Origin of the sequence: Nocardia panacis, assembly GCF_003598715.1 — a bacterium.
Classification (GTDB): domain Bacteria; phylum Actinomycetota; class Actinomycetes; order Mycobacteriales; family Mycobacteriaceae; genus Nocardia; species Nocardia panacis.
In genome coordinates, this window is record NZ_QZFU01000023.1 from 574,016 (window position 1) to 595,801 (window position 21,786).

18 protein-coding genes are annotated in these 21,786 nt (G+C 68.3%); 10 read left to right on the forward strand and 8 right to left on the reverse strand.

The window, feature by feature from the left end; translation table 11 throughout:
- The first annotated feature begins 69 nt into the window (after positions 1–69).
- The 6 genes from D5S18_RS21600 to D5S18_RS21625 all read left to right on the forward strand — a co-directional run bounded on the left by D5S18_RS21600 (position 70) and on the right by D5S18_RS21625 (position 5,676).
- Entirely contained in the window at positions 70–1,608 is a 1,539-nt protein-coding gene (locus tag D5S18_RS21600) for a 2-hydroxymuconic semialdehyde dehydrogenase (protein ID WP_120042835.1), read from the forward strand.
- Entirely contained in the window at positions 1,605–2,366 is a 762-nt protein-coding gene (locus tag D5S18_RS21605; RefSeq protein ID WP_120042836.1) for a 2-keto-4-pentenoate hydratase, read from the forward strand. The genes D5S18_RS21600 and D5S18_RS21605 overlap by 4 nt, the downstream gene beginning before the upstream one ends.
- The gene (locus tag D5S18_RS21610) at positions 2,359–2,811 is read left to right on the forward strand and encodes a RidA family protein (protein WP_120042837.1); all 453 of its coding nucleotides are present in this window, start codon (positions 2,359–2,361) and stop codon (positions 2,809–2,811) included. Before D5S18_RS21605 ends, D5S18_RS21610 begins: the two co-directional genes overlap by 8 nt.
- Positions 2,808–3,329, forward strand: coding sequence for a 3-hydroxyanthranilate 3,4-dioxygenase (locus D5S18_RS21615; protein WP_120042838.1), 522 nt, complete (start codon positions 2,808–2,810; stop codon positions 3,327–3,329). The genes D5S18_RS21610 and D5S18_RS21615 overlap by 4 nt, the downstream gene beginning before the upstream one ends.
- 3 nt (positions 3,330–3,332) lie before the next feature.
- Positions 3,333–4,313: an amidohydrolase family protein gene (locus D5S18_RS21620; RefSeq protein WP_120042839.1), complete on the forward strand. Its 981-nt coding sequence runs from the start codon at positions 3,333–3,335 to the stop codon at positions 4,311–4,313.
- A 145-nt stretch (positions 4,314–4,458) separates the two neighbouring features.
- Positions 4,459–5,676, forward strand: coding sequence for an NAD(P)/FAD-dependent oxidoreductase (locus D5S18_RS21625; RefSeq protein WP_120042840.1), 1,218 nt, complete (start codon positions 4,459–4,461; stop codon positions 5,674–5,676).
- Here the strand turns inward: D5S18_RS21625 and D5S18_RS21630 are convergent.
- The 4 genes from D5S18_RS21630 to D5S18_RS21645 form a co-directional block, all read right to left on the reverse strand.
- Positions 5,673–6,230, reverse strand: a complete 558-nt coding sequence (locus D5S18_RS21630) for an SMI1/KNR4 family protein (protein WP_120042930.1) — start codon at positions 6,228–6,230, stop codon at positions 5,673–5,675. The genes D5S18_RS21625 and D5S18_RS21630 overlap by 4 nt on opposite strands.
- Positions 6,231–6,243: 13 nt before the next feature.
- The gene (locus D5S18_RS21635) at positions 6,244–6,600 is read right to left on the reverse strand and encodes a VOC family protein (protein ID WP_120042841.1); all 357 of its coding nucleotides are present in this window, start codon (positions 6,598–6,600) and stop codon (positions 6,244–6,246) included.
- Between the two features lie 130 nt (positions 6,601–6,730).
- Positions 6,731–12,895, reverse strand: a complete 6,165-nt coding sequence (locus D5S18_RS21640) for a non-ribosomal peptide synthetase (protein ID WP_158607923.1) — start codon at positions 12,893–12,895, stop codon at positions 6,731–6,733.
- Between the two features lie 180 nt (positions 12,896–13,075).
- Positions 13,076–13,903 carry an arginase family protein gene (locus D5S18_RS21645; protein WP_120042843.1) on the reverse strand — a complete coding sequence of 276 codons (828 nt, stop codon included), beginning with the start codon at positions 13,901–13,903 and terminating at the stop codon, positions 13,076–13,078.
- Positions 13,904–14,083: 180 nt separating this feature from the next.
- Between D5S18_RS21645 and D5S18_RS21650 the strand changes: the two genes are divergently transcribed.
- From D5S18_RS21650 to D5S18_RS21660, 3 genes are all read left to right on the forward strand, one after another.
- Positions 14,084–15,298 (forward strand): MFS transporter, encoded by a 1,215-nt coding sequence (locus D5S18_RS21650; protein WP_439651156.1) that lies wholly within the window; start codon positions 14,084–14,086, stop codon positions 15,296–15,298.
- Between the two features lie 2 nt (positions 15,299–15,300).
- Positions 15,301–15,660 carry an ArsR/SmtB family transcription factor gene (locus D5S18_RS21655; RefSeq protein ID WP_203236838.1) on the forward strand — a complete coding sequence of 120 codons (360 nt, stop codon included), beginning with the start codon at positions 15,301–15,303 and terminating at the stop codon, positions 15,658–15,660.
- Positions 15,661–15,842: 182 nt separating this feature from the next.
- Complete coding sequence (locus D5S18_RS21660; protein ID WP_120042844.1) at positions 15,843–16,511, forward strand: FadR/GntR family transcriptional regulator; 669 nt, start codon at positions 15,843–15,845, stop codon at positions 16,509–16,511.
- A 358-nt stretch (positions 16,512–16,869) separates the two neighbouring features.
- Here the strand turns inward: D5S18_RS21660 and aztD are convergent, their stop codons facing one another.
- Genes aztD through aztB form a run of 3 tightly spaced genes read right to left on the reverse strand, consistent with a single transcriptional unit; the run spans position 16,870 to position 20,884 of the window.
- A complete protein-coding gene (gene aztD, locus D5S18_RS21670) occupies positions 16,870–18,000 on the reverse strand; it encodes a zinc metallochaperone AztD (protein WP_120042933.1) in 1,131 nt (376 codons plus the stop codon).
- 23 nt (positions 18,001–18,023) lie between these two features.
- Positions 18,024–18,917 carry a zinc ABC transporter substrate-binding protein AztC gene (gene aztC, locus D5S18_RS21675; RefSeq protein WP_120042845.1) on the reverse strand — a complete coding sequence of 298 codons (894 nt, stop codon included), beginning with the start codon at positions 18,915–18,917 and terminating at the stop codon, positions 18,024–18,026.
- Positions 18,914–20,884 (reverse strand): zinc ABC transporter permease AztB, encoded by a 1,971-nt coding sequence (aztB, locus tag D5S18_RS21680; protein ID WP_120042846.1) that lies wholly within the window; start codon positions 20,882–20,884, stop codon positions 18,914–18,916. The genes aztC and aztB overlap by 4 nt, the downstream gene beginning before the upstream one ends.
- A 55-nt stretch (positions 20,885–20,939) precedes the next feature.
- On the opposite strand from aztB, the gene aztA reads away from it, so the two are divergent.
- Complete coding sequence (gene aztA / locus D5S18_RS21685) at positions 20,940–21,569, forward strand: zinc ABC transporter ATP-binding protein AztA (RefSeq protein ID WP_120042847.1); 630 nt, start codon at positions 20,940–20,942, stop codon at positions 21,567–21,569.
- On the opposite strand, the gene D5S18_RS21690 is transcribed toward aztA, so the two are convergent.
- Positions 21,566–21,786, reverse strand: a 221-nt coding sequence (locus D5S18_RS21690; protein WP_158607758.1) for a transposase, incomplete at its 5' end; no start/stop codon positions are given. The genes aztA and D5S18_RS21690 overlap by 4 nt on opposite strands.

Consider the following 21,786-nt stretch of genomic DNA (forward strand, 5'->3'; position numbering starts at 1 on the left):
CCGTACAGGCATACGTCTACCGAAATTCGGCATTGGACGGGTATTTCGGCTGGTCATAGTCTCCGAGATATGACCGATTCAGCACCGCTGCTGCCCGATGACACAGCACCGCCGGTGCCAAACGGCACCGCACCGCCGGTGCCCAATGGCACAACACCGCTGGTGCGGAACTTCGTCGACGGTGACTACCGCGACGGTGAGGAGTTGTTCGACAAGTTCGGCCCGGTCGAGGGTCACCGGACCGCCATTGTCGCCGGGGCAGGCCGCGCGGTGGTCGACGCCGCAGTGTCCGCCGCCCGCCGCGCCCTCGACGGGCCGTGGGGCCGCACCGGCGCTGCCGAACGTGCCGCTGTGCTGCGGCGCGTCGCCGAACGGATCGAGGCGCGCTTCGACGAATTCGTCGCGGCCGAGGTCCGCGACACCGGCAAGCCGATCGCGTTGGCCCGCGATCTCGATATCGCGCGGGCCACCGCCAACTTCCGCGCCTTCGCCGATCTGGTCAGCTCGGCAGGGTTGGACTCCTATCTCACCGAATTCCCGGACGGCCGACGGGCATTGAACTACGCGGTGGCCAAACCGCTCGGCGTGGTCGCGGTGATCGTGCCGTGGAATCTGCCGCTGCTGCTGCTCACCTGGAAGCTCGCGCCCGCTCTGGCCTGCGGCAATACCGTGGTGGTCAAACCCTCCGAGGAGACGCCGTCGACGGCGACGCTGCTCGGCGAGGTGCTCGCCGAAGCGGGTGTCCCCGACGGCGTCTACAACGTGGTGCACGGTTTCGGCCCCGATTCGGCGGGCGAATTCCTCACCACCCATCCCGGCATCGACGGGGTGACCTTCACCGGCGAATCCGGCACCGGCGCGGCGATCATGCGCGCCGTCGCGCCTCGGGTGCGGCCGGTGTCGTTCGAACTCGGCGGCAAGAACGCCGCATTGGTCTTCGCCGATGCCGACCTCGAGGCGACGGTGGAGGGCCTGGCCCGCTCGACTTTCACCAATACCGGCCAGATCTGCCTGTGCACCGAGCGAATCTATGTGCAGCGGCCCATCTTCGAGGAGGTCGCGGCCGGACTGGCCGAGCGCGCACGGCGATTGCGCTTCGGCAGGCCGGAGGACCCGGCCACCACCACCGGACCGCTCATTTCGCAGGCGCATCGGGCCAAGGTGCGATCGTATTTCGACGCCGCCGTCGAGGATGGCGCGCAAGTGCTTGTCGGGGGCGGCATTCCGGATATGCCCGCCGATCTTGCGGGCGGCGCGTGGATCGAGCCGACCCTCTGGCGCGTCCCGGACAATTCCGCTCGGGTGGCGCGCGAGGAGATCTTCGGACCGGTCGCGGCCCTCATCCCGTTCGATGACGAGGAACAGGCCGTGCGCTTGGCCAATGACACCGACTACGGGCTCGCGGCCGCCGTCTGGACCCGAGACCTGCAACGCGCCCACCGGGTGGCCCAGCGCATGCGGGTCGGCATGTCGTGGGTGAATACCTGGTATCTGCGCGATCTGCGCTCCCCCTTCGGCGGTGTCGGCCGCTCCGGCATCGGCCGCGAGGGCGGGGCGCACTCGCTGCACTTCTACACCGAACCCACGAATGTGTGTGTGGCACTGTGACGAATCCGAATATCGAGGCGCTGGCCGCTCGACTCGACGCGGCCACCCGGACCGCGAACTCCATTGCGCAGCTCACCCTTTCCCACACGCTGACCCTCGAAGACGCCTACGCCGTGCAGCGGGCCGGAATCGCAGCGCGGGTGGCGCGCGGCGACGGGGTGGTCGGCGTGAAGTTGGGGCTCACCAGCCGGGCCAAGGCGATTCAGATGGGCGTCACCGAGGTGATCGCGGGTGTGCTCACCGAGAGCATGCGTATCGCGGACGGTGGCACGGTCGCCGTCGGCCCGATGATCCATCCGCGCGTCGAACCGGAGGTGGCGTTCCGACTCGATGCCGCGGGGGCGGCGATCGAGGTGGCTCCGGCATTGGAGATCATCGACAGCCGCTATCGCGATTTCAAGTTCCGGCTCGCCGATGTGGTCGCGGACAATACCTCGGCGGCGCGCTTCGCCGTCGGCGCTTGGCGGCCGCTCGCGGACGTCCCCGACCTCGCCGACCTCGAAACCATCATGGCGATCGACGGCGTAGTGGCCGAAACCGGTTCCACCGCCGACATACTCGGTCATCCACTGCGGGCGATCGAGACCGTCCAGCGACTTTCCCGCACGCACGGACTCCCCCTGATCCCCGGCGCGATCGTGCTCGCGGGCGCGGCGACGGCCGCCGTCCCGCTGCCGATCGTGCCGCTGTCCAACGTCACGGTATCGGTGACCGGGCTGGGTCGGGTCGCGATCACCATCGGAGCGACAGATGACTGAGTCTCATCGCCACGGGTCCTATCTGCTCGGCGACAAGGCGGTTCCGCGCGGCCGCTTCCCGCACGCGAAGGCAGCGGGCGGATTCCTGTTCGTCTCCGGGACCAGCAGTCGCCGCCCCGACAATGGCTTCGCCGGTGTCGAGGTGGACGAATTCGGCGTCACCGATCTCGATATCCGCGTCCAGACCAGGGCGGTGCTCGACAACATCCGCGATATCCTCGCCGCGGCGGGCGCGGACCTGACCGACCTGGTCCAGGTCACCGCCTATCTGGTGGATATGAATGATTTCGGCGGCTACAACGAGGTCTACGGCGAATACTTCGACTCGCGCGGCCCGGCCCGCACCACCGTCGCGGTGCATCAACTGCCGCATCCGCACCTGCGCATAGAAATCCAGGCGGTCGCCTATCTGCCCGACCGCACCGAACAGGAGGCCGATCGATGACCATCCCACCCGTCATCAATTTCCCGGCGTGGATCGCCGAACACGAACATCTGCTGCGCCCGCCGGTGAATAACCATCAGGTGTGGGAACCCATGGGCGACTTCATCGTTCAGGTGGTCGGCGGCCCGAACCGCAGGACGGACTATCACCTCGACCCGTACGAGGAGTGGTTCTACCAGGTCAAGGGCGATATGCATGTCGAGTTGATGACCGAGGACGGCCCGCACCGCGTCGATATCCGCGAGGGCGAGATGTGGATGCTGCCCCGCAATGTGCACCACTCCCCGCAGCGGCCCGAAGCCGGCTCCCTCGGCATCGTGATCGAACGCATCCGCGAGGAGGGGACGCTGGAGAAGTTCGTGTGGTTCTGCCTCAACTGTCATCGACAGGTGCACGAGGTGGAACTCCAAGTGCGCGATATCGTCTCGGATCTGCCACCGGTCTTCGAGCAGTTCTACGACTCCGAATCCGCGCGCACCTGCGGCCACTGCGGCACGCTGCATCCCGGACGCGGGTGAGCCGTGTCGCCCGTGATCGATGTGCACACCCACTTCGTCCCGAACGGCTGGCCCGAACTCGGCCCCGAAAGGCCATGGCTGCGCGCGGAATCCGAGCGCGAGGCGATGATCATGGTCGGCTCCGCGGAATTCCGCAGGATCGGAGCCGAATGCTGGGACGCCGAGGCAAGACTCGCCGCCATGGACGCGGAGGGTGTCGCGGCACAGGTCGTCTCGCCGACACCCGTCTTCTTCAGCTACGACGCGCCCCCCGCGGAGGCCATCGGCATTGCCCGTATCTTCAATGATCTGGCGCTCGAGGTCTGTGCGCCCGACACGGGACGGTTGATCCCGTTCTGCCAGGTGCCGCTGCAGGATCCGGACGCGGCCTGTCGCGAACTGGATCGGGCCGTCGCCGCCGGACATCGCGGCGTGGAGATCGGAAACCATATCGGCGACAGCGATCTCGACGCCGAAGGCGTGGTGACCTTCCTGCAGCACGCCGCCGACCACGAGGTGCCGGTCTTCGTGCACCCGTGGGATATGCCCGGCTCACCCCGGTTGGACCGTTGGATGGCGCGCTGGCTGACGGGGATGCCCGCCGAGACGCATCTGTCGATCATCGCCATGATCCTCGGTGGCGTCTTCGACAAGGTGCCCGATTCGCTGCGGATCTGCTTCGCCCACGGGGGTGGTTCGTTCGCCTTCTGGCTCGGCCGGTTGGAGAATGCGTGGCACCGGCGCGCCGATCTGATCGCGACTTCGCAGCGACCGCCCTCGGAGTACGTGTCGCGCTTCAGTGTGGATTCGGTGGTCTTCGATCCGGTCGCGCTGCGCACCCTGGTGGATACCCTGGGCGCGAGTCGGGTCATGCTCGGCAGCGACTACCCGTATCCGCTCGGCGAACGACCGGTCGGGCAGGTGGTGCACCGCTCGGAGTTCCTGTCCGAATCCGAGCGGGCGGCGATCCTCGGCGGCAATGCCCACCGGTTCCTCGGCCTCTAGGATCTGGTTTTCCAGGGGAGCTTCGGCTCCCCTCTTTTCCAGCCATAAAGGGGACATGTAATATCCCCTTTATCGAGCTCGTCCCGACCGTAACCCAATCAGGCCCTCAACCGGGCTATTTCGATATCCCTATTTGGAGGAAGTTGTGCTGAAGATACTCGTCGCGGGCGGCGGCTTCGCGGGTGTGTGGAGCGCCGCGAGCGCGGTCAGACTCGCTCGCGGCCACGGGGTTTCGGAATCCGAACTCTCGGTCACCCTGGTGTCGGACCAATCCGACCTGGTGCTTCGCCCCCGGCTCTACGAGGCCGATCCCGGAAGTATGCGCGTCCCGCTGGCGCGGATCCTGGACCCGATCGGCGTCGAGATCGTCAACGCCACGGTGCGCGGGATCGATCCGAGCCGCCGCCGGATCCGCACCGAAGAAGGCGGATCTTTCGACTACGACCGACTGGTGCTGGCCACCGGAAGCAGACTGTTCCGGCCCACGCTGCCCGGTATCGAATTCGCCCACGATGTCGACACGGTGGACGGCGCGCTCGCACTCGACGCGCACCTGCACCGGTTGCCCGAACAGCCCGCGTCGCCGGGTCGATTCACCGCCGTTGTCGTGGGGGCCGGATTCACCGGGTTGGAAGTCGCCACGGAACTGGTCGATCGCCTACGGGCCATTGCCGCGCCACACGGCCTCGCCGACGAAGTTCGGGTTGTGCTGCTGGATCGCGCCGATGTCGTCGCGCAGGGCTTCGCACCGGACGCGCGCGCCGAGATCGTCGCCGCGCTCGATCAACTCGGTGTGCGACGCCGTCTCGGCGTGTCGCTGCGGGCGGTTTCCGGCGCGGGAGTGGAACTGGCCGACGGAACACACCTCGCCGCCGAGACCGTCGTCTGGGCGGGCGGTGTGCGAGTCGACCACCTCGCCGCCGATATCACCGCCGACCGCGACGCCTTCGGCAGGCTCGCGGTGGACGAATTCCTGCGCACCGCAGCGGTTCCCGAGATCTTCGCGGCGGGAGATACCGCCGCGGCTCCCGCCGAGGAGGGCAACACGGTCACGCAGAGCTGCCAACACGCCATGCCCATGGGCAAATTCGCGGGTCACAATGCCGCCGCCGACCTCCTTGGCCTCCCCCTCGCCCCGTTCCGCCCCAACCCTTTCCGAATCACATTGGACCTGGGTTCGGCGGGGGCGGTGCGCACCGTCGGATGGGACCGAGCCCTGCACGAATCCGGGCCTGCGGCAAAGGAGGTCAAGCGCGCGGTCAATTCCGTGTGGATCTACCCGCCCGTGGACGACGCGGCGGAACTGTTGCGACAGGCGGACTTTCGTGTTTCGGCACGCAGGCCCGTCACCGCGGAAGCCTAGACACCCGAGGACAGCCGGACCGCGGCATGTTCCCAAGGCCGCGGTCCGGACACATCGTCCCAATCGGGGGCATCCTCATCGAACCAACCTGTTGCCGCGAGCCAGGATTCGAGCCACGCTGTCAGGTTCGGGGAGTGCAGATACCAGCAATCGGCCCATGACCCGCCGCCGTACGCGTTCGGCTCGAAGAGCAGAACCCGACCGTCCGGGTCGAGACAGTCGACGGCCGCGTACATGCCACAACCCCAAGTCAGGATTGACACAACGCCTTTCGGCCACACCGGGTACTCCACGCCAACCGATGCCTCGCGCTGCTCGAGGTATTCGCCGACGACACTGGACCCCGGACCGAGCAGCGGCAGCAGACAGTAGCCGGGTCCGAAGCCGCCATCGGCCACCTCGCGATAGAGGCGCGTGAGCACCGGATGCAGCGCGAAGCCCAACTGTGCCTCGGCCTGCGCGACCTGCGCGGCACCGACACATGCGGGAAGATCCGCCCCGTCCGACGCGGCCCGAATAGCGATGCGCCGCATGAGGTCATCAATGTCCACCATGACCGACATGCTGTCAGAGCCGAGTGACACCCAGGGGTGGGTAGCGGGGTTCATAGAGGCCGAGTTCGCCGCCGCCCGGCAGGCGAATGGCGGTACTGACACCCCAGCTCTGCATGGTCGGGTCACGGGTGAAATCCACACCGCGCGCGGCCAACTCGGCCATGGTGGCGGCCAGGTCGTCGCAGATCAGATGGAGTTCGTGGGCGCTGCCGGACTCGATGGGGTGCACGCCGAGATCGGCGGGCGGCATCTGGAAGATGAGCCAGCCCGCGCCCACATCGGTGGCCGGGAAGCCGAGCACATCGCGGAAGAACCGGCGGTCCGCATCGGGATCGGTGCTGTAGAGGATGGTGTGCAGGCCGGTGATCATGGGAAGCCTCCTGTGTCGCCGAGTACTGCGCGACCGCCCGCCCCGGACGGCTGGGCGTGCTTCGCTGTCGGGTGGTGAACCTACTCGACCGCGTATCACGTGACCAGCCGATCCGGCGGCGCGTCGAATTTCAGGACGGGGCGACCGCTACCGGCGCCGGGAGGAATCCGGTGGCGGCGAATTGCGCGATGTACCGGTCGAGGGCGGCACGGTCGATCGCGGGACATTCGATATCGGTGCCTGCGAGGGCCTTCCGCACATTGGTGTCCGACCAGTCGAAATGACCGGCCAGGGCCGCGGCGGTGCGGCTCAGCAGCGCCGCGCGGATCGAGGAATCGTCACCGGCGGCGGCGCGGCCCGCCGATTCCTGTTCCAGGCGGGTCCGGGCCGTGTCGAGATCGACCGTCTCGATCGGATAGCCGTGCTCGCGCAGGGCGGCGAATACCGCGGCGACCGAGGTCGGCGCGGGAGTCACCAGATGATACGCGGCGCAGGTCGGGTCGTCCGTGGCGATGGCGACGATCGCCCGCGCCACATAGCCGACCGGCACCAGCGCCATCGACGCGTCGCCGACATCGGGGGCCATGCCCAGCGTGGCGGCGGCGCGGATCATATTCCAGAACGAATCGTCCTCGCTGTTCACGCCGCGTTCGAGATCGCCGCAGAGGGTGCCGGGCCGGTAGATCGTGGCGGGCAGCCCGCGCGCGGCGGCCTGTCGGACCAACTCCTCGGCGGCCCACTTCGAGGCAATGTAGCCATTGTCCTGGACCTGATCGGCACGCAGGTGCGTGTCCTCGTCGATCTCGCCGGTGATCGGCGTATTGGGGACGCTCGCACCGATGGTGGAGATGAAGTGGAATGCCTTGGCCCGGTGGGTCGTGGCCAAGCGCAACAACTCCCGTGTGCCCTCGACATTGGCCGCCCGCAGCCTGGGGTACGGGTCGACATGGTTGACCCGCGCGCCGCAGTGGTAGATCGCGTCGACGGATTCCACCAGTTCGGCATAGCCGTGCTCGCTCAGCCCCAGACGGGGTTCGACCAGATCACCGAGGACGATCGCGACGCGATCCGCCGCCGCCTCGGACAGTCGGAATCGATGCAACGCCCGTTGGATTCGGGCCAGGCCTTCCGTCTCGTCGCAAGCCCGCACCAGGCACCGAATGCGAGCATCGGTCCGGGTCAGCAGTTCGTCGAGCAGGTGCGCGCCGAGGAATCCCGTGCCGCCGGTCAGGAGTACATCGCCGAACGCGCCGCCGCGCACCGGCGCGCACACCGTCGGGTCGATATCCGGATCGAGCACGGCATCCGGACCGGGGGTCGCGGGCTCGACCCGCGTCGCGGCACCGCAGAGGTATCCCGCGATACCGCCGACAGTCGGACTGCCGAGTAGCGCCGACAGCGGCACCTCCCGCCGCAAGCGCACCGAAAGACGCTGGCACAGGGTGAAAGCCAGCAGCGACGACCCGCCGAGCTCATAGAAGTCGTCGGTGGCCCCGACCACCGCCACGTCGAGCACCTCGCCGAACACCTCGGCGACGACCCGCTCCAATTCGGTCGACGGCGCGATCGTGGCCCGCGCCGCGAAGATCGGTTCCGGCAGCGCGGACCGATCGAGTTTCCCGCTGGTATTGACCGGAAGCGCCGCGAGCACCACCACGGCGGCGGGCACCATATAGCCCGGCAGTATCCGGGAGACGCCCTGCCGCACCGCATCCGGATCCAGGACAACACCGGGCACGGCCACCGCGTACGCCACCAACCGGTCCCCCACCGCCGAGGGTTTGACCGCGACGGCCGCCTGCGCCACCGCCGGATCGGCCAGCAGCGCGGTCTCGATCTCGCCGAGTTCGATCCGGTGCCCGCGCACCTTCACCTGAAAGTCGGTGCGCCCCAGATAGTCCAACGCGCCCTCGGTGGTCCACCGCACCAGGTCCCCGGTCCGATACATCCGCCCGCCGCCGCAGGGGTCGGCCACGAACCGATCCGCAGTCCTGCCGGGCGCACCGTGATACCCGCGCGCCAACTGAACACCGCCCAGATACAACTCCCCCACCGCGCCGAGCGGCACCGGCCGCAAGCGGGCATCGAGCACATGGCAGACCGAATTCCCCTGCGGCATACCGATCGGCACCCTGGCCGCGGTCGCGGCCGGCACCATATATCCGGTGATGCTCACCGCCGCCTCGGTAGGACCGTACAGGTTGTGCACCCGCGCGCCGCCGACCCCGGCGAAAGCCGCCACCGTCTCGGGTGGCAATGCCTCACCGATGACGAATATCGCGCGCAGCGAGGCCAATTCGGTCGAGAACGCCGCCGAAGCAAACACCGTCAGCATCGACGGCACGAAATCGGTGAGCGTCACGCCGTGGCGACCGATCGCCCGACCCAGCGCGCGCGGATCGCGATGATCATCCGGTCCGGCCAGGATCAACCTGCCTCCGGCGCGCAGCGGCAGGAAGTAGCCCCACAGCGCGACATCGAAGGTCGCGGGCGTCTTCTGCAAGTAGACGTCCTCGGCCGTCACGCCGTAGTGCCGGGCCATCCAGTCGAGCTGGTTGACGATCGCATCGTGCTCGACCACAACACCTTTGGGCCGCCCGGTGGACCCGGAGGTGTAGATGACGTACGCCGGATGTCCCCCGCGCAGCGGCGCGGTGCGTTCGGCATCCCCGATCGGCGACGCATCGAACGGCGCGAGATCCAAGGTGTCGATGGCGTGCGCCCCCGGCACCAGCGCCGCATCCGCCCGCACGGTCAGCACGCACAGTGCACGGGCCGAATCGAGCACATACCCGTTGCGTTCGGCAGGATGGGTCGGATCCAACGGCACCCAGGCCCCGCCCGCCGCGCTGATCGCGTACAGCGCGAGCACCTGCGCGACCGAGCGTCGCATGGCCACGGCCACCACCGTCTCGGGTCCGACGCCCTGGCGAATCAACCAGCGCGCCAGCCGATTGCCCCGATCGCAGAGCTGCGCGTAGGTCAGAACGGCCGCACCGCAGCGCACCGCGACGGCATCCGGGGTCCGCGCGGCCCACGTGCCGATAGCGTCGGTGAGCCTGCCGTTGGATGCCGTGAATTCGGGTCCGGCCGACCAGGTTTCGAGCTGCCGCCGCTGCGGCGCGTCCAGCAGGTCGAGATCGCCGACCGCGATGGCGGGATCGGCCGCCACCTGCTCGAGCACCCGCAGGTAGCCCGCGATGAAGCGGCGCACGGTGTCCGCGTCGAAAAGGTCGGTGCTGTAACCGAATCGGACCAGGATCTCGGCCGGTTCGTCCGCGCCGGGTAGTTCGGACACCCCGATGTGCAGGTCCGTCTTCACCGTATCGGCATCGACGTCGACCATCGCCAGGTGCGATCCGGTCAACTCCAGTCGCGCCCTGGCGAAATTCTGGAAGGCGAATCCGACCTGGTACAGCGGATGACGGCCGGGTGAGCGCACCGGGTTGACCGCGTCGACGACATGTTCGAACGGCACATCCGAATTCGCGAAGTTGGCCAGATCCCGTTCGCGGGTGCGGTCGAGCAGCGCCGCGAAGCTCTCGCGCGGATCGATCGCGGTGCGCGAGACGGTGGTGTTGACGAACATGCCGACCACATCCACCAGCGCGGGTTCGTCACGGTTGGTCATCGGCACGCCGATTGCGATATCCGTAGCTCCCGACAACCGGGCCAACAGCACCGCGAGCGCCGTGCGCATCACCATGAACAGTGTGGCCCGCCGCGCGCCCGCCAGCGCGAGCAGACCCGCGTGCAGCTCCGAGGACACCGTGCCCTCCACGCCCGCGCCGCGCAACGAGGCGGTGGCCGGTCGGGGACGGTCGGCAGGCAGATCGAGTTCGTCGGGGAGCCCGGCCAATTCGGTGGTCCAGTAGTCGAGTTGCCGCGACAGCAGCGAATCCGGATCCTCGCGCGCGCCGAGCAGGTCGCGTTGCCACAGCGCGTAATCCGCGTACTGCACCTGCGTCGGGATCCACTCCGGCGCCGTGCCCGCGCACCGCGCCGCGTACGCGATGCCGACATCGCGGGCCAGCGGGGCCAGCGAGGAGCCATCGGCGCAGATGTGGTGCATCGCGCAGACGAGAATGTAGTTCGGACCGGTGCGCAGCAGCCGGACCCGCAGCGGAATCTGTTCGGCGACATCGAATCCGCGCCGCAGCACCGCGTGCACCCGCTCGACAACGGCCGCTGCGGCGACCTCCTCGACAGCGAATTCGTCGGCGAGCCTGTCGGGATCGATGATGAGCTGGAACGGTCCGTCGGCGTCGGCCGGATAGCGGGTGCGCAGCGCCTCGTGTCGGGTGACCGTATCGAGCAGGGCGGCGCGCAGGGCAGGTACGTCCAGATCCGAAAGTCGCAGCGCGAACCCGATATTGTCGACCGAGGAAACGGTGTCGAACCGGTTGCGCAGCCAGAACCGCAACTGCGCGGGCGAAAGCGGTATGCGTTCGGGGCGGTCCTGTGCCTGCAACGGCAGGCGCAGCGCGTCGAACCGTCCGGCCTTCAGTGCGGCCGCGAGCCCGGCCACCGTCGGATGGTCGAAGATCAGCCGCACCGGGATTCGCGCACCCCACGATCGTCCCAGCAGCACCGCCGCCCGCGTGGCCAGCAGCGAATTCCCGCCCGAGGCAAAGAAGTCCGCATCCGCGCCGGGCCGCTGCCCGAGCACTTCGGCGAACGCGGCCGCCACCATGGCCTGTCCGGGATCGGTCGGCGGCAGGTACTCGCACGGCGTCTCCCGGTGCGCCCGCAGCGCCTGCCGGTCGACCTTGCCGGTGGGTGTCAGCGGAATCCGCTCCAGCACAACGATCGACGAGGGCCGCAGGTAGGCGGGCAGCGCGGCGGCCAGGGCAGCCGTCAAATCGCATACCTGCGGGTGCTGATCGGGCTCGGGCTGTACGAAGGAGAGCAACGTTGGCGCGCCCGACGCGGATTCGCGGTCCACCGTCACCGCCAGCCGGACACCCGGCTGCGCGGTGAGGACCGCGTTTATCTCGCCCAACTCGATACGCACGCCCCGAATCTGCACCTGATCATCGGTGCGCCCACGATATTCGAGCTCGCCATCGGCATCGAGGCGCACCAGGTCTCCGGAGCGATAGACCCGACTGCCCGGCGGCCCATACGGATCGGGCAGGAAGCGCAGCGCGGTGAGTCCTGGTCTGCCGTGATAGCCCCTGGCGATCGCGGGTCCGCAGATGTACAGCTCACCCGCGACGCCCGCGCCCACCGGACGCAGGCGCGCGTCCAGCACTCGGCAGCGGGTCTCCGGTACGGGCGCGCCAATGGTGACCCGCTCACCGTCCAGCGGTCCGCTCAGTGTGGCGGCGATGGTGGATTCGGTCGGTCCGTAGGCGTTTCCGAAGTACCGCCCACCGGTCGCCCAGCGCGGAACCAAACCGGGCGGGCAGGCTTCGCCGCCGACCAGCAGCACCCGCAGCGCCGCCAATCCGGCGGGTTCGACCGTGGCCAGCACCGACGGTGTGAGAAAGGCGTGGGTGACTCCCTGTCCGACAAGCAGTTCCGCCAGTTCCGCGCCGCCGAAGACCTCCCGGGGCGCGATCACCAAGGTGGCCGACGCGCCGACCGCCAGCAGCAACTCCAGGATGGCAGCGTCGAAACTCGGCGAGGCGCAATGCAGTACATGGGACTCGGCGGTGACGCCGTAGCGGGAGCGCAGCTCGCCGCAGAGCGCGCCGAGCCCGGCGTGGGTGACCGCGACACCCTTCGGCATCCCGGTCGACCCCGAGGTGTAGATCAGGTAGGCGATATTCGAGACCCGCAGCGACACGGGCCGATCCCGATACCAGATCGGATCGGCCGAGGCGAGGTCCATGGCCGCCACCGTCTCCGGTTCGTCGACTACCAGCCACGTCGCCGTATCCGGGAGCGCCGCGCGGGAGCCCCGATCGGTCACGCCCAGCGCGATATTCGCGTCGGCGAGGTGGAAGGCAAGGCGCGCGGCCGGGAATCCCGGATCGAGCGGGACGAAGGCGGCGCCGGATTTGGCCACCGCCCATACCGCGACGATCGAGGACAGCGAGCGCGGCAACGCGACCGCCACCATCGTCTCCGGACCCGCGCCGCGCGCCAGCAGAACGCGCGCCAATTGCGATGAGCGCGCATCCAGTTCGCGATAGCTGAGCGCACGCTCACCCTCGCGTACCGCGATGCCGTCGGGATTGTGTTCGGCCGCCCAGGCCAGCAGGGTCGCGAGGGTGGCCGCGCGCCGACCCGAGGCCGACCGACGCCGCGCGACGGATACCGAATACGCCTCGCCGATAACACTTTTCACCAATGGAGCCCCACTACCTGAGTATCTGCCCGAATGCGCAGATACTAGCGGCACCCACCGATTTCGCCACTCCGGAAGTGAAACCCGTTACCTGCTGTTACTCTTCGAAGAAACCGACCAGAGGGACTTCCCGGCAACCCCTGGCGGACATATTCCGACGCGGCTGCGACGCAAGCCATCTCAGTGCTTCGTCATGCCCAGCATCGCCCGCAGCACCGCATCGTCCGCGGCGACGGTGGGGCCGGGCGCGTACTCGGTGATTCCGAGCCCTGCGATTCGGAATTCGGTCGCGAGCGCGTCCAGTGCCGCACGAATATCGTCGGGACTCGCACCATCGGGTTCCGGAAACGAAAGTCCGCCCAGGTGCGCCGGATCGAGAACATCCAGATCGAGATGAATGTATACCGCGCGGGCCCCGGTGGCCGCGACGGCGGCGACAAGCCGCTCCGAATCGGCCAATTCGGCCACCGAGAGGCGGCGAATCCCGTTGGCGGCGATGAACTCCGCCTCGGCCGGATCCACCGACCTGACCCCGGCGAGCACCACCCGGTCGGAGTTGAGCCGATGATCCGGTCGCAGTTCGGCGGGGCCGTCGCCGAGCAGACTGCGCAGCACCATGCCGTGAAACGCACCGGACGGCGAGGATTCGGGGGTGTTGAGGTCGGCGTGCGCGTCCAACCAGACGACGGCGAGGCCATCGCCGTGCCGCGCCAGCGCTCGCGCGATCGGGGCCTGCTCGATCCCGCAGTCACCTCCCAGGGTCAGTAGGGGCTGCGCACCCCAGTCCGCCAAGCTGCGGGTGATCGCGGCGCGCGCCGCGATGAGAGCATCCAGATTGCGCACCCCGGCGCGCAGTGCGCTCGGGGCCGAATCGACCTCGGCGGCAGTCGCCTGCGCGGCGGAGAACAGCGTCGCGAGTCGATGCGCGCCTGCGGGCAGCAACCCGGCGCTGTCGGCCGCCGATCCTTGCCACTGGGGTGCGATGAGCAGGCGGGGAAATTCGATCATGCGAAACAGTATCGACCCTCGGCTCGCACGCAATTCCGCCGCTATCGCGCCGGTCGCGGCTTCGTCCCGTGGTCCAGCGGCACGTTGGGCGACGGGACACCCTTCCAACATGTTCACAACTGCGCACCTATTGACCTATATTGGGTGCGTCGGCGAGGACTGGAGGTTGTGGTGGTCGGGGTGCTGCGGAATCGGACGTACCGGCGGTTGTTCGGAGCGCAGGTGGTCGCTTTGGTGGGGACCGGGCTGCTGACCGTCGCATTGGGGTTGCTGGCTTTCGGGCTGGCGGGGCGCGACGCGGGAGCCGTGCTGGGGACCGCGCTGGCGATCAAGATGGTGGCGTATGTCGCGGTGGCGCCGGTGGTTTCGGCGCTGGCGGAGCGGGCGCCACGACGGGTGGTGCTGGTGGGGGCGGATGCGATTCGCGCGGGGGTGGCGGTGGTATTGCCGTTCGTGGGGCAGGTGTGGCAGGTCTATGTGCTGATCTTCGCCTTGCAGGCCGCCTCGGCGACGTTCACGCCCGCCTTCCAGGCGGTGATTCCGGCCATCGTCGCAGACGAGACGGAGTACACGGCGGCGTTATCGCTGTCGCGACTGGCCTATGACATGGAGTCGCTGGTGAGTCCGGTATTGGCGGCGGGGTTGTTGGCGGTGATGAGCTATCACCTGCTGTTCGTCGGCACCGCGATGGGATTCCTCGCTTCAGCCGGTTTGGTGATCACCACCGCGTTGCCCGCCGTTCGGGTGCAGCGGTCCGTGCCACTGCCGCAACGGATTACGCGCGGCGCGCGGTTCATGTTCGAGCGGCCGGTGCTGCGCGGCCTGCTGGCCATGAATCTCGGGGTCGCGGCGGCGACCGCGCTGGTCCTGGTGAATACCGTTGTCTACGTGCGTGACATGCTCGGCGGCTCGCCGACCGATGTCGCGCTCGCCCTCGGCTGCTTCGGCGGCGGCTCGATGATCGCGGCATTGGCCATCCCTCGGCTGGTGACGTTCATCGCCGACCGCACCCTGATGCTCACCGGTGCGGCGCTACTCCCCCTCGGACTGCTCGCGGCGGCCGGTCCGGCCGGATCGAATTGGGGCGCGCTCACCGCCACCTGGATATTGCTGGGCGCGGGCACGTCGATGATCAACACCCTCTCGGCTCGACTGCTCAACGCCCAGTCGGATCCGCAGATCAGGCCCGCGGTGTTCGCGGCGCAGTTCTCCCTGTCCCATGCCTGCTTCCTGCTCACCTATCCGATCGCGGGCTGGGTCGGCGCGGCATCGGGACAACTCGCCGCGGCGATCACCCTCGCGGTGCTCGCTACACTTGCCGCAGCGACGGCCGCCAAGGCGTGGCCCGCGACCACACCGTCCCAGCGGGGGGCGGTTCCGGCACAAAGGCGGTGACCATGGTGAAGGCCGAGGCGAACGACCCGCCGAGCCTGGTCCATCGCATCGCCCCCGACCAGGCCAGACTCGAAGCCGCCACCGCCGCCTTCCGCATGCTCGCCGACCCCACCCGCCTGCATATCCTGTGGCTGCTGGCCGAGAGCGAATCCGATGTCACCGCACTCACCGAAGCCTGCGGCGCATCCCGCACGGCCGTCAGCCAGCACCTGGCCAAACTCCGCTTCACCGGTCTTGTCGACACCCGCCGCGATGGCCGTCGCATCATCTACCGCATTCGAGACGGCCACCTGACCCGCCTCGTCCGCGAAGGTTTCAACCACGCCGACCACATTGTCACCGGCGAACCACCACACCGCTGATACGACCCGATAGTTCACCTCTGGGCACGGCTCCTCGCGAATTCTGTTTTCGCCCACCGGATCCGGCAGGCACCGATACTTTTGCGCGACTCGTCCGACGAGTACGACCTCCCGGCGACGTTCTGAAGAGTTCACCGCACTACCCTGACGCGGGCACTCATTGACCGTCCGGGAGTAGTGGTATGCGGAAAGATCGATCGCCCTCACGGGTTGAGAGGGTCGCCGAGGCGATCCTCGAGGAGATCGCCGCCGGACGCCGGCCGGTGGGATCCCGGATTCCGCCGGAACCGCAATTGCAGGAGATGCTCGGCGTGGCGCGCAATACCATGCGCGAGGCGGTGCGGGCGCTCGCCCACGCCGGGGTGCTCGAGATTCGACACGGTGATGGGGTGTACGTCACCGCCCGCACCGATATGGAGGGTATGGTGCTGCGGCGGCTGGCCGGCACCGATCCGCACGATGTGCTGGTGGCGCGGCGCGCACTGGAGGTGGCGGCGGCGCGGGCCGCCGCGACCCGGCGCGATGCCGCGGATCTGGAGCGAATCGAGTCGGCCTGGAAGTTGCGCGGCGAGGCGATGACGGATGCGGAAGCCGGGATCGATGCCGGTGTCGCCTTCCACGCCGCCGTGGTGGCCGCATCGCACAATGCCGCGCTCATCGAGCTCTATCGGGGATTGGATGGTGTGGTCGCCGCCGGTATGCGCGAGCAGTTGCGGGCCGACCGGTTGCCCGCGTGGGATCACGCCGCCCACTACGCGCTGCTCACCGCCATTCGCGCCGGGGATCCGGAGCGCGCGGCGCGGGCGGCGGCGGCCACCCTCGACGCGGTGATCGACGCGCTGGACCAGTAGCCGCTATCCCATGCGCCGTCGTTCGGTGTGACATCGAACCGGTTGCGCCATCGATCCGCGCGCTAGCTCAGAACTGCCGGCGGGTCGCACCGCCGGGCTCGACGGTGGCGACAGCGCTCGCCGCGTGAGGGTCGAGACGTCGACGTGCCACGGGGACGGACCGGCCGAAGGCGGACCGAATTCGGCGGTGAGGGCCTGCCCCGTGTCGTCCACGCGGGCGGGCCGGCCGGTGGCACCGTATCGAGCCGCGACTGCCGCCACCTGCTCCGGATCCGTCACCAGGGTCACCGTCCTCTGGGCGAGGTTCTTGACATCCCTATCGGTGCCGACGGCACGGCAGCCCGGAATTCATCACCGATCAGTGCTCGACTACACCGCTCAGTTCGTTCGGGGTTTGCGGCAGTTCGGCGGTGGCGGTGATCGCGCCGCTGTTCAGATCGACGCGATGCACCTTCTTGGCGGCGGTATCGGTGACGTAGAGGTCACCGCCGCGGGCGAACAGGGCCGGTCGCGGCTCCTGCCAACGCAGCGGCTCCTCCCACGGGGCGATGACCGGGATCGTGCGCACCACCTTCCCGGCTATCGGGTCGATGACGTGGATGCGGCCGTCGGTGCCGAGCACCAGGCCTTCCCCCTGCGGTCCCCTGGCCAACGAGCGGAAGGTGTAGCTGGTGCCGAGCGGGACCGTGCGAATGCGGCCCTCGCGGGTGTCGATGAGCGAAACCTGTTGCGGGCGTTCCAGTTCGGCGTCGCGATCCTGCTTCAGGTCGCCGAGGGCGATCGGTGAGGCATCGCTGCCCGCCTGGGTGCCGATGCGGCTGTACGGGGTCGGACCGGCAACCTTGGTCAGGGCTCCCGCCCGGTAGATCAGTGCGCCGTTCTCGCAGCCGATGACAACCGTCTCCCCTTGCACGACCGATTCACCATGGACACCAGGGCAATCCTCACTACGCGCGATTTCCCGCCGCGCACTGTCGAGCACCTGGACACCGGTACGTTTCTCGTCGGTACCGAGGGTGACGACAAGATCACCATTGGCCAGCCGCACCGCCACGCCGTGATGCGGCGACGCCGTCCGATAGGTCTGCTTCGTCCCGCCCAAGTCATGCGGATCGACAATGGTGACCTCGCCCGTGCCGTCGGCGAAAAGTACGGTGCGTCCGGCATGGCGGACCACATGGCCCGGTTTCTCGGCCGGATAGGCGATATCGGTCATGGCCGCGCGCACCGCGTCGAGGGCGCGGAAGCCGTCCTTGGTGGAGACAATGATGTGGCGGTCGTCGCCCGCCGCGCTGACCCGGTTGAATCCGGCCAGCTTGATTCGGTCGGTCACCGCGAGGTTTCGCCCGTCCAGCAGGTAGATTCCGCCGTCGTAGGTGATCGCGATCGGATCGGCGATCGCGGTGTGCTCGGTGCGACCGCAGGCGCTGAGCGCCAGCGCGGCAAGGGTCAGGCCGAGGGCTCGAACCCGGCGGGACGGTAATCGCATGTGCTGCTCCATTCTCGATGAGGTCAGGTCAGGCCGCACACGATGGCGGCGGTATTCGCGCGCATCATGGCGAGGTAGGTCGGGGCGTCACCGCCCGAATCGGTGAGCGATTCCGAGTGCAGCGCGACGACTCTCACATGCACTCCGGCCTGTTCGGCCAAGACGCGGGCGAGTCGGTCGGGCTGGGAGGAATCGGCGAAGATGGCGGGAACGCCTGCCGTGCGGACGGTTTCGGCGAGGTCCGCGAGATCGGCGGCGCTGGGCGAGGCCAGGGTCGCGCCGCCGGGAATGATCGCGCCGAGGACATCGAAGCCGAAACGCCTTGCCAGATAGCCGAAGACATGGTGATTGGTGACGAGTTTGCGGCGCGGCTCGACAATGGTCCGCAACTGCTCGCCCATCCACCCGTCGAGCCGATCCAGCTCGGCCAGGTACCGATCGGCATTGGCGCGCACCGCATTCGCGTCGATATCTGCGATGCCTGCCACCCGGTCGGCGATGACGGCGGCGGCGCGGCGCATGCGCGCGGGATCGGTCCAGAAGTGCGGATCGGGGCGGTCGGTGCCTGTGTAGCGAATCGGATCCACCTGCTCGCCGACGGCGAGCGTCGGCACCCCGTGTTCTTCGGCGGCGCGGACGTGGCGCGTGATGCCCTCCTCGAGACCGAGACCGTTGTGCACCAGCAGGGCGGCGCGTTCGATACGGGCGGCCGTGCGGGCCGAGACGGCGAATTGATGCGGGTCGGCATTGGGCGGCATGAGCACCGTGACCTGTGCGAGGCTGCCAACAAGGCTGTGCACGACATCGCCGAGAATATTGGTGGTGACGACGATTTCGGGGCGCTCGTCGCGATGGTCGACGCAGGCGGCCGCCGGGATCAGCAGCAGGAACGCGCACAGGCGCAGCAGCAGTCTCATCGGCCGGTCTCCACCAGGTAGCGCGCAGCGATATCGAGATCGAAGGTGCGGGCGCGGCGCAGGTTGTCGCGGTAGTCGATCTCGTGGACCGCGCGACCTGCCGGATCGTTGATATAGGCTCGGCCGCTGTCGATTTCGATCACCGGCGCGGGTCCGTCCGCGATCGGCTGCGCCAGTACGGGTGTTCGGGTCCGCTCCGTGCCGGTCGCGATATCGTGGGCGTGCAGCACACCATCGGCGGTCAGCGCGAGCAGGGCGGCACCCTCGCCTGCGGTGTTGGCGGCGACGATCGGGCCGATTTCGAGCAGATGCCAGGTCCGTGCGCGGATATCGAGCACCCAAGCGCCACGGTTTCCGGCACGGGCGACAACTGTGGTGGCACCGGGGCGGTGCCGGAATTCGGTGGCGCGGTCGGCGTCGGAAACCTGCTCGGGATAGTTGATTTTCGCGGCATCGAAGTGGCCTTCCGACGAGGTCACCAGCAATGCTCCGTCCGCGCAACCGAAGACGAGCCCGCGCCGGGTCACCGCGAAACCGCGGGCGGCAGGACAGGTCTCGGAAAAGGAAGTCACCGGTTTGCCGTCGCGGTCGCGAATCTGCGCGCGACCCGCATTGTCCACGGCGGCAAGATGTTCGGCGTATGGCGCGGCGAGCCCGTCGATCACGGCGCGCTGCGCGATCCGACCGGAATCCAGTGCGGCCCGATCGAGTATCGCGGTGCCGGACCGGGTGCGGATCGCGGTCACGGCGGGATCGCTGTGCGCCGCGAGCGGTCCAGCCCCATCGAATGTCCCGACGTCCTTTGCGGCGGTGCGGTAATAGTGCATGTGATCGCCGTGATCGACGGTCCACGCACCCCCGTCGACGATCCGCACACCGCTTCCGGTATCGAGGTATCCGTACCGATCGTCGCCGCGCACGTCCATGGCCCGCGAACTGCCCTGATAGATCGTCTCGCCACGAATCAGATCCAGCACGCGCACCGCGGTCCCATCGGCGACGACCAGCCGTGTCCTGGGCGCGTCGACCTCCTCGGCGCCCGCGACATATCCGTGCGGATGCTCGACGGGATCGCCTGTGTCCGAACCACATCCGGCCAACGGCAACAGCAATGCCAGTACCGCGACCAGCGCCTGAACACCTGCGGGCGAGCCGCGCTCACGCAGCCACGACAGCGCCGCCGAGAGGAGGAAGATCCCGACCGCGACCGCCACGATCGTGGCTCCCGCCGCCGTCCCCGCATACCAGGACACGATCAGTCCGCCAACCGTCGACAGCCCGCCGAACAGCGCCGCGAGCAGCATGATCACCGGAATCCGGTCGGCCCAGTAGAGCGCCGCGGCAGGCGGAGCGATGAGCAGACCGAAGACCAGCAGCGTCCCTGCGACATGGAAGGAGGCGACGATCGCCAGCGTCAGCAGGCCGAGCAGCGCTAGCCGCGCCCACCGGGGACGCAGGCCGAGAGTGTGCGCGAGGCGCGGATCGAAGGTCAGCGCCACAAACGCCCGATGGCCCACCACCGCGACCACTACGCCAATCATCAAGGCCGCCAAGAGAATCACCAGGTCTCGATCCCGGATCGCGAGTACATCGCCGAACAGATATCCGGTGAGGTCCACCGCGAACGAGCGCGACCGCGAGACCACGATCACCCCGGCCGCCAGCATGCCGACGAAGACCAGTCCGATGCCGGTATCGGCCGCGAATCGCGAATTGCGCTGCAGCGCGGTCACACCCACGGCCATGAGTGCGGCGCTGCAAGCCGCGCCCAGCAGGAGGTCACCCCCGAGCAGTGCGGCGACCGCCACGCCGGGAAGCATGCCGTGCGACATGGCGTCGCCGAGAAAAGCCATGCCGCGCACCACAACCCAGGTGCCCGCGATTGCGCAGATACCGCAGACAAGTAGCCCGCCCCACAGCGCCCGCTGCACGAAGGCCACCTCGAACGGGGCGAATAGGACATCCATGGCCCGACACCCTATGATGAAAATGGTTTTCAGTACAACTTTTCGAGGTGAAGGTATGCGCGAACCCGCGATCCGAATCGACGCGGTCTCGGTCCGCTACGGTCGACACACCGTCCTGCGCGATATCAGCGCGACCATCCCGGCCGGGCGGGTCACCGCGCTGGTCGGACCCAATGGTTCCGGCAAATCCACGCTGCTCGCGACCATCGCGGGCGTTGTCGAACCCGCTGCGGGCACGATCACGCGAACGGACCCACCCGCCTTCGTCGTCCAGCACAGCGCCGTCCCCGACACCCTGCCCATCACCGTTCGCGAAACAGTGACCATGGGCCGCTGGGCGAAGCGCGGCCCATGGCGGCCGCACACCCGCACCGACCGAGCCATCGTCCGCGACTGCCTCGACCGCATGGGCATCACCGATCTCGCCCACCGCCGACTCACCACTCTTTCCGGCGGCCAACGTCAGCGCGCCATGCTCGCCCAAGCCCTGGCCCAGCAGTCGAAGCTGCTCCTACTCGACGAACCGACAACCGGCCTGGATATCGAAGCAAGGCAACAGATCTCCCACCTGCTGCGCGAGATCGCCGACACCGGAATCACCGTCGTGCAGGCCACCCACGATCCCGATGAGGCCGAACGCTGCGACCATCGCCTCCGTCTCGACGAGGGTCAACTGATCGCCTAGGTCGTGTCTCCCAATAGTTTCAGCCATTCAACGGCCAGGGCCATGACGATTCCGGCGCGGTAGGTCGAGGCGAGTTTGTCGTAACGGGTAGCGACACCGCGCCAGTGTTTCGCCTTGTTGAAAGCGCGTTCCACGACGTTGCGGCCCTTATAGGCGACCGGATCGAACCGCGGTGGTCGCCCACCGGCGCGGCCCCGTCGTTTCCGGTTGGCGATCT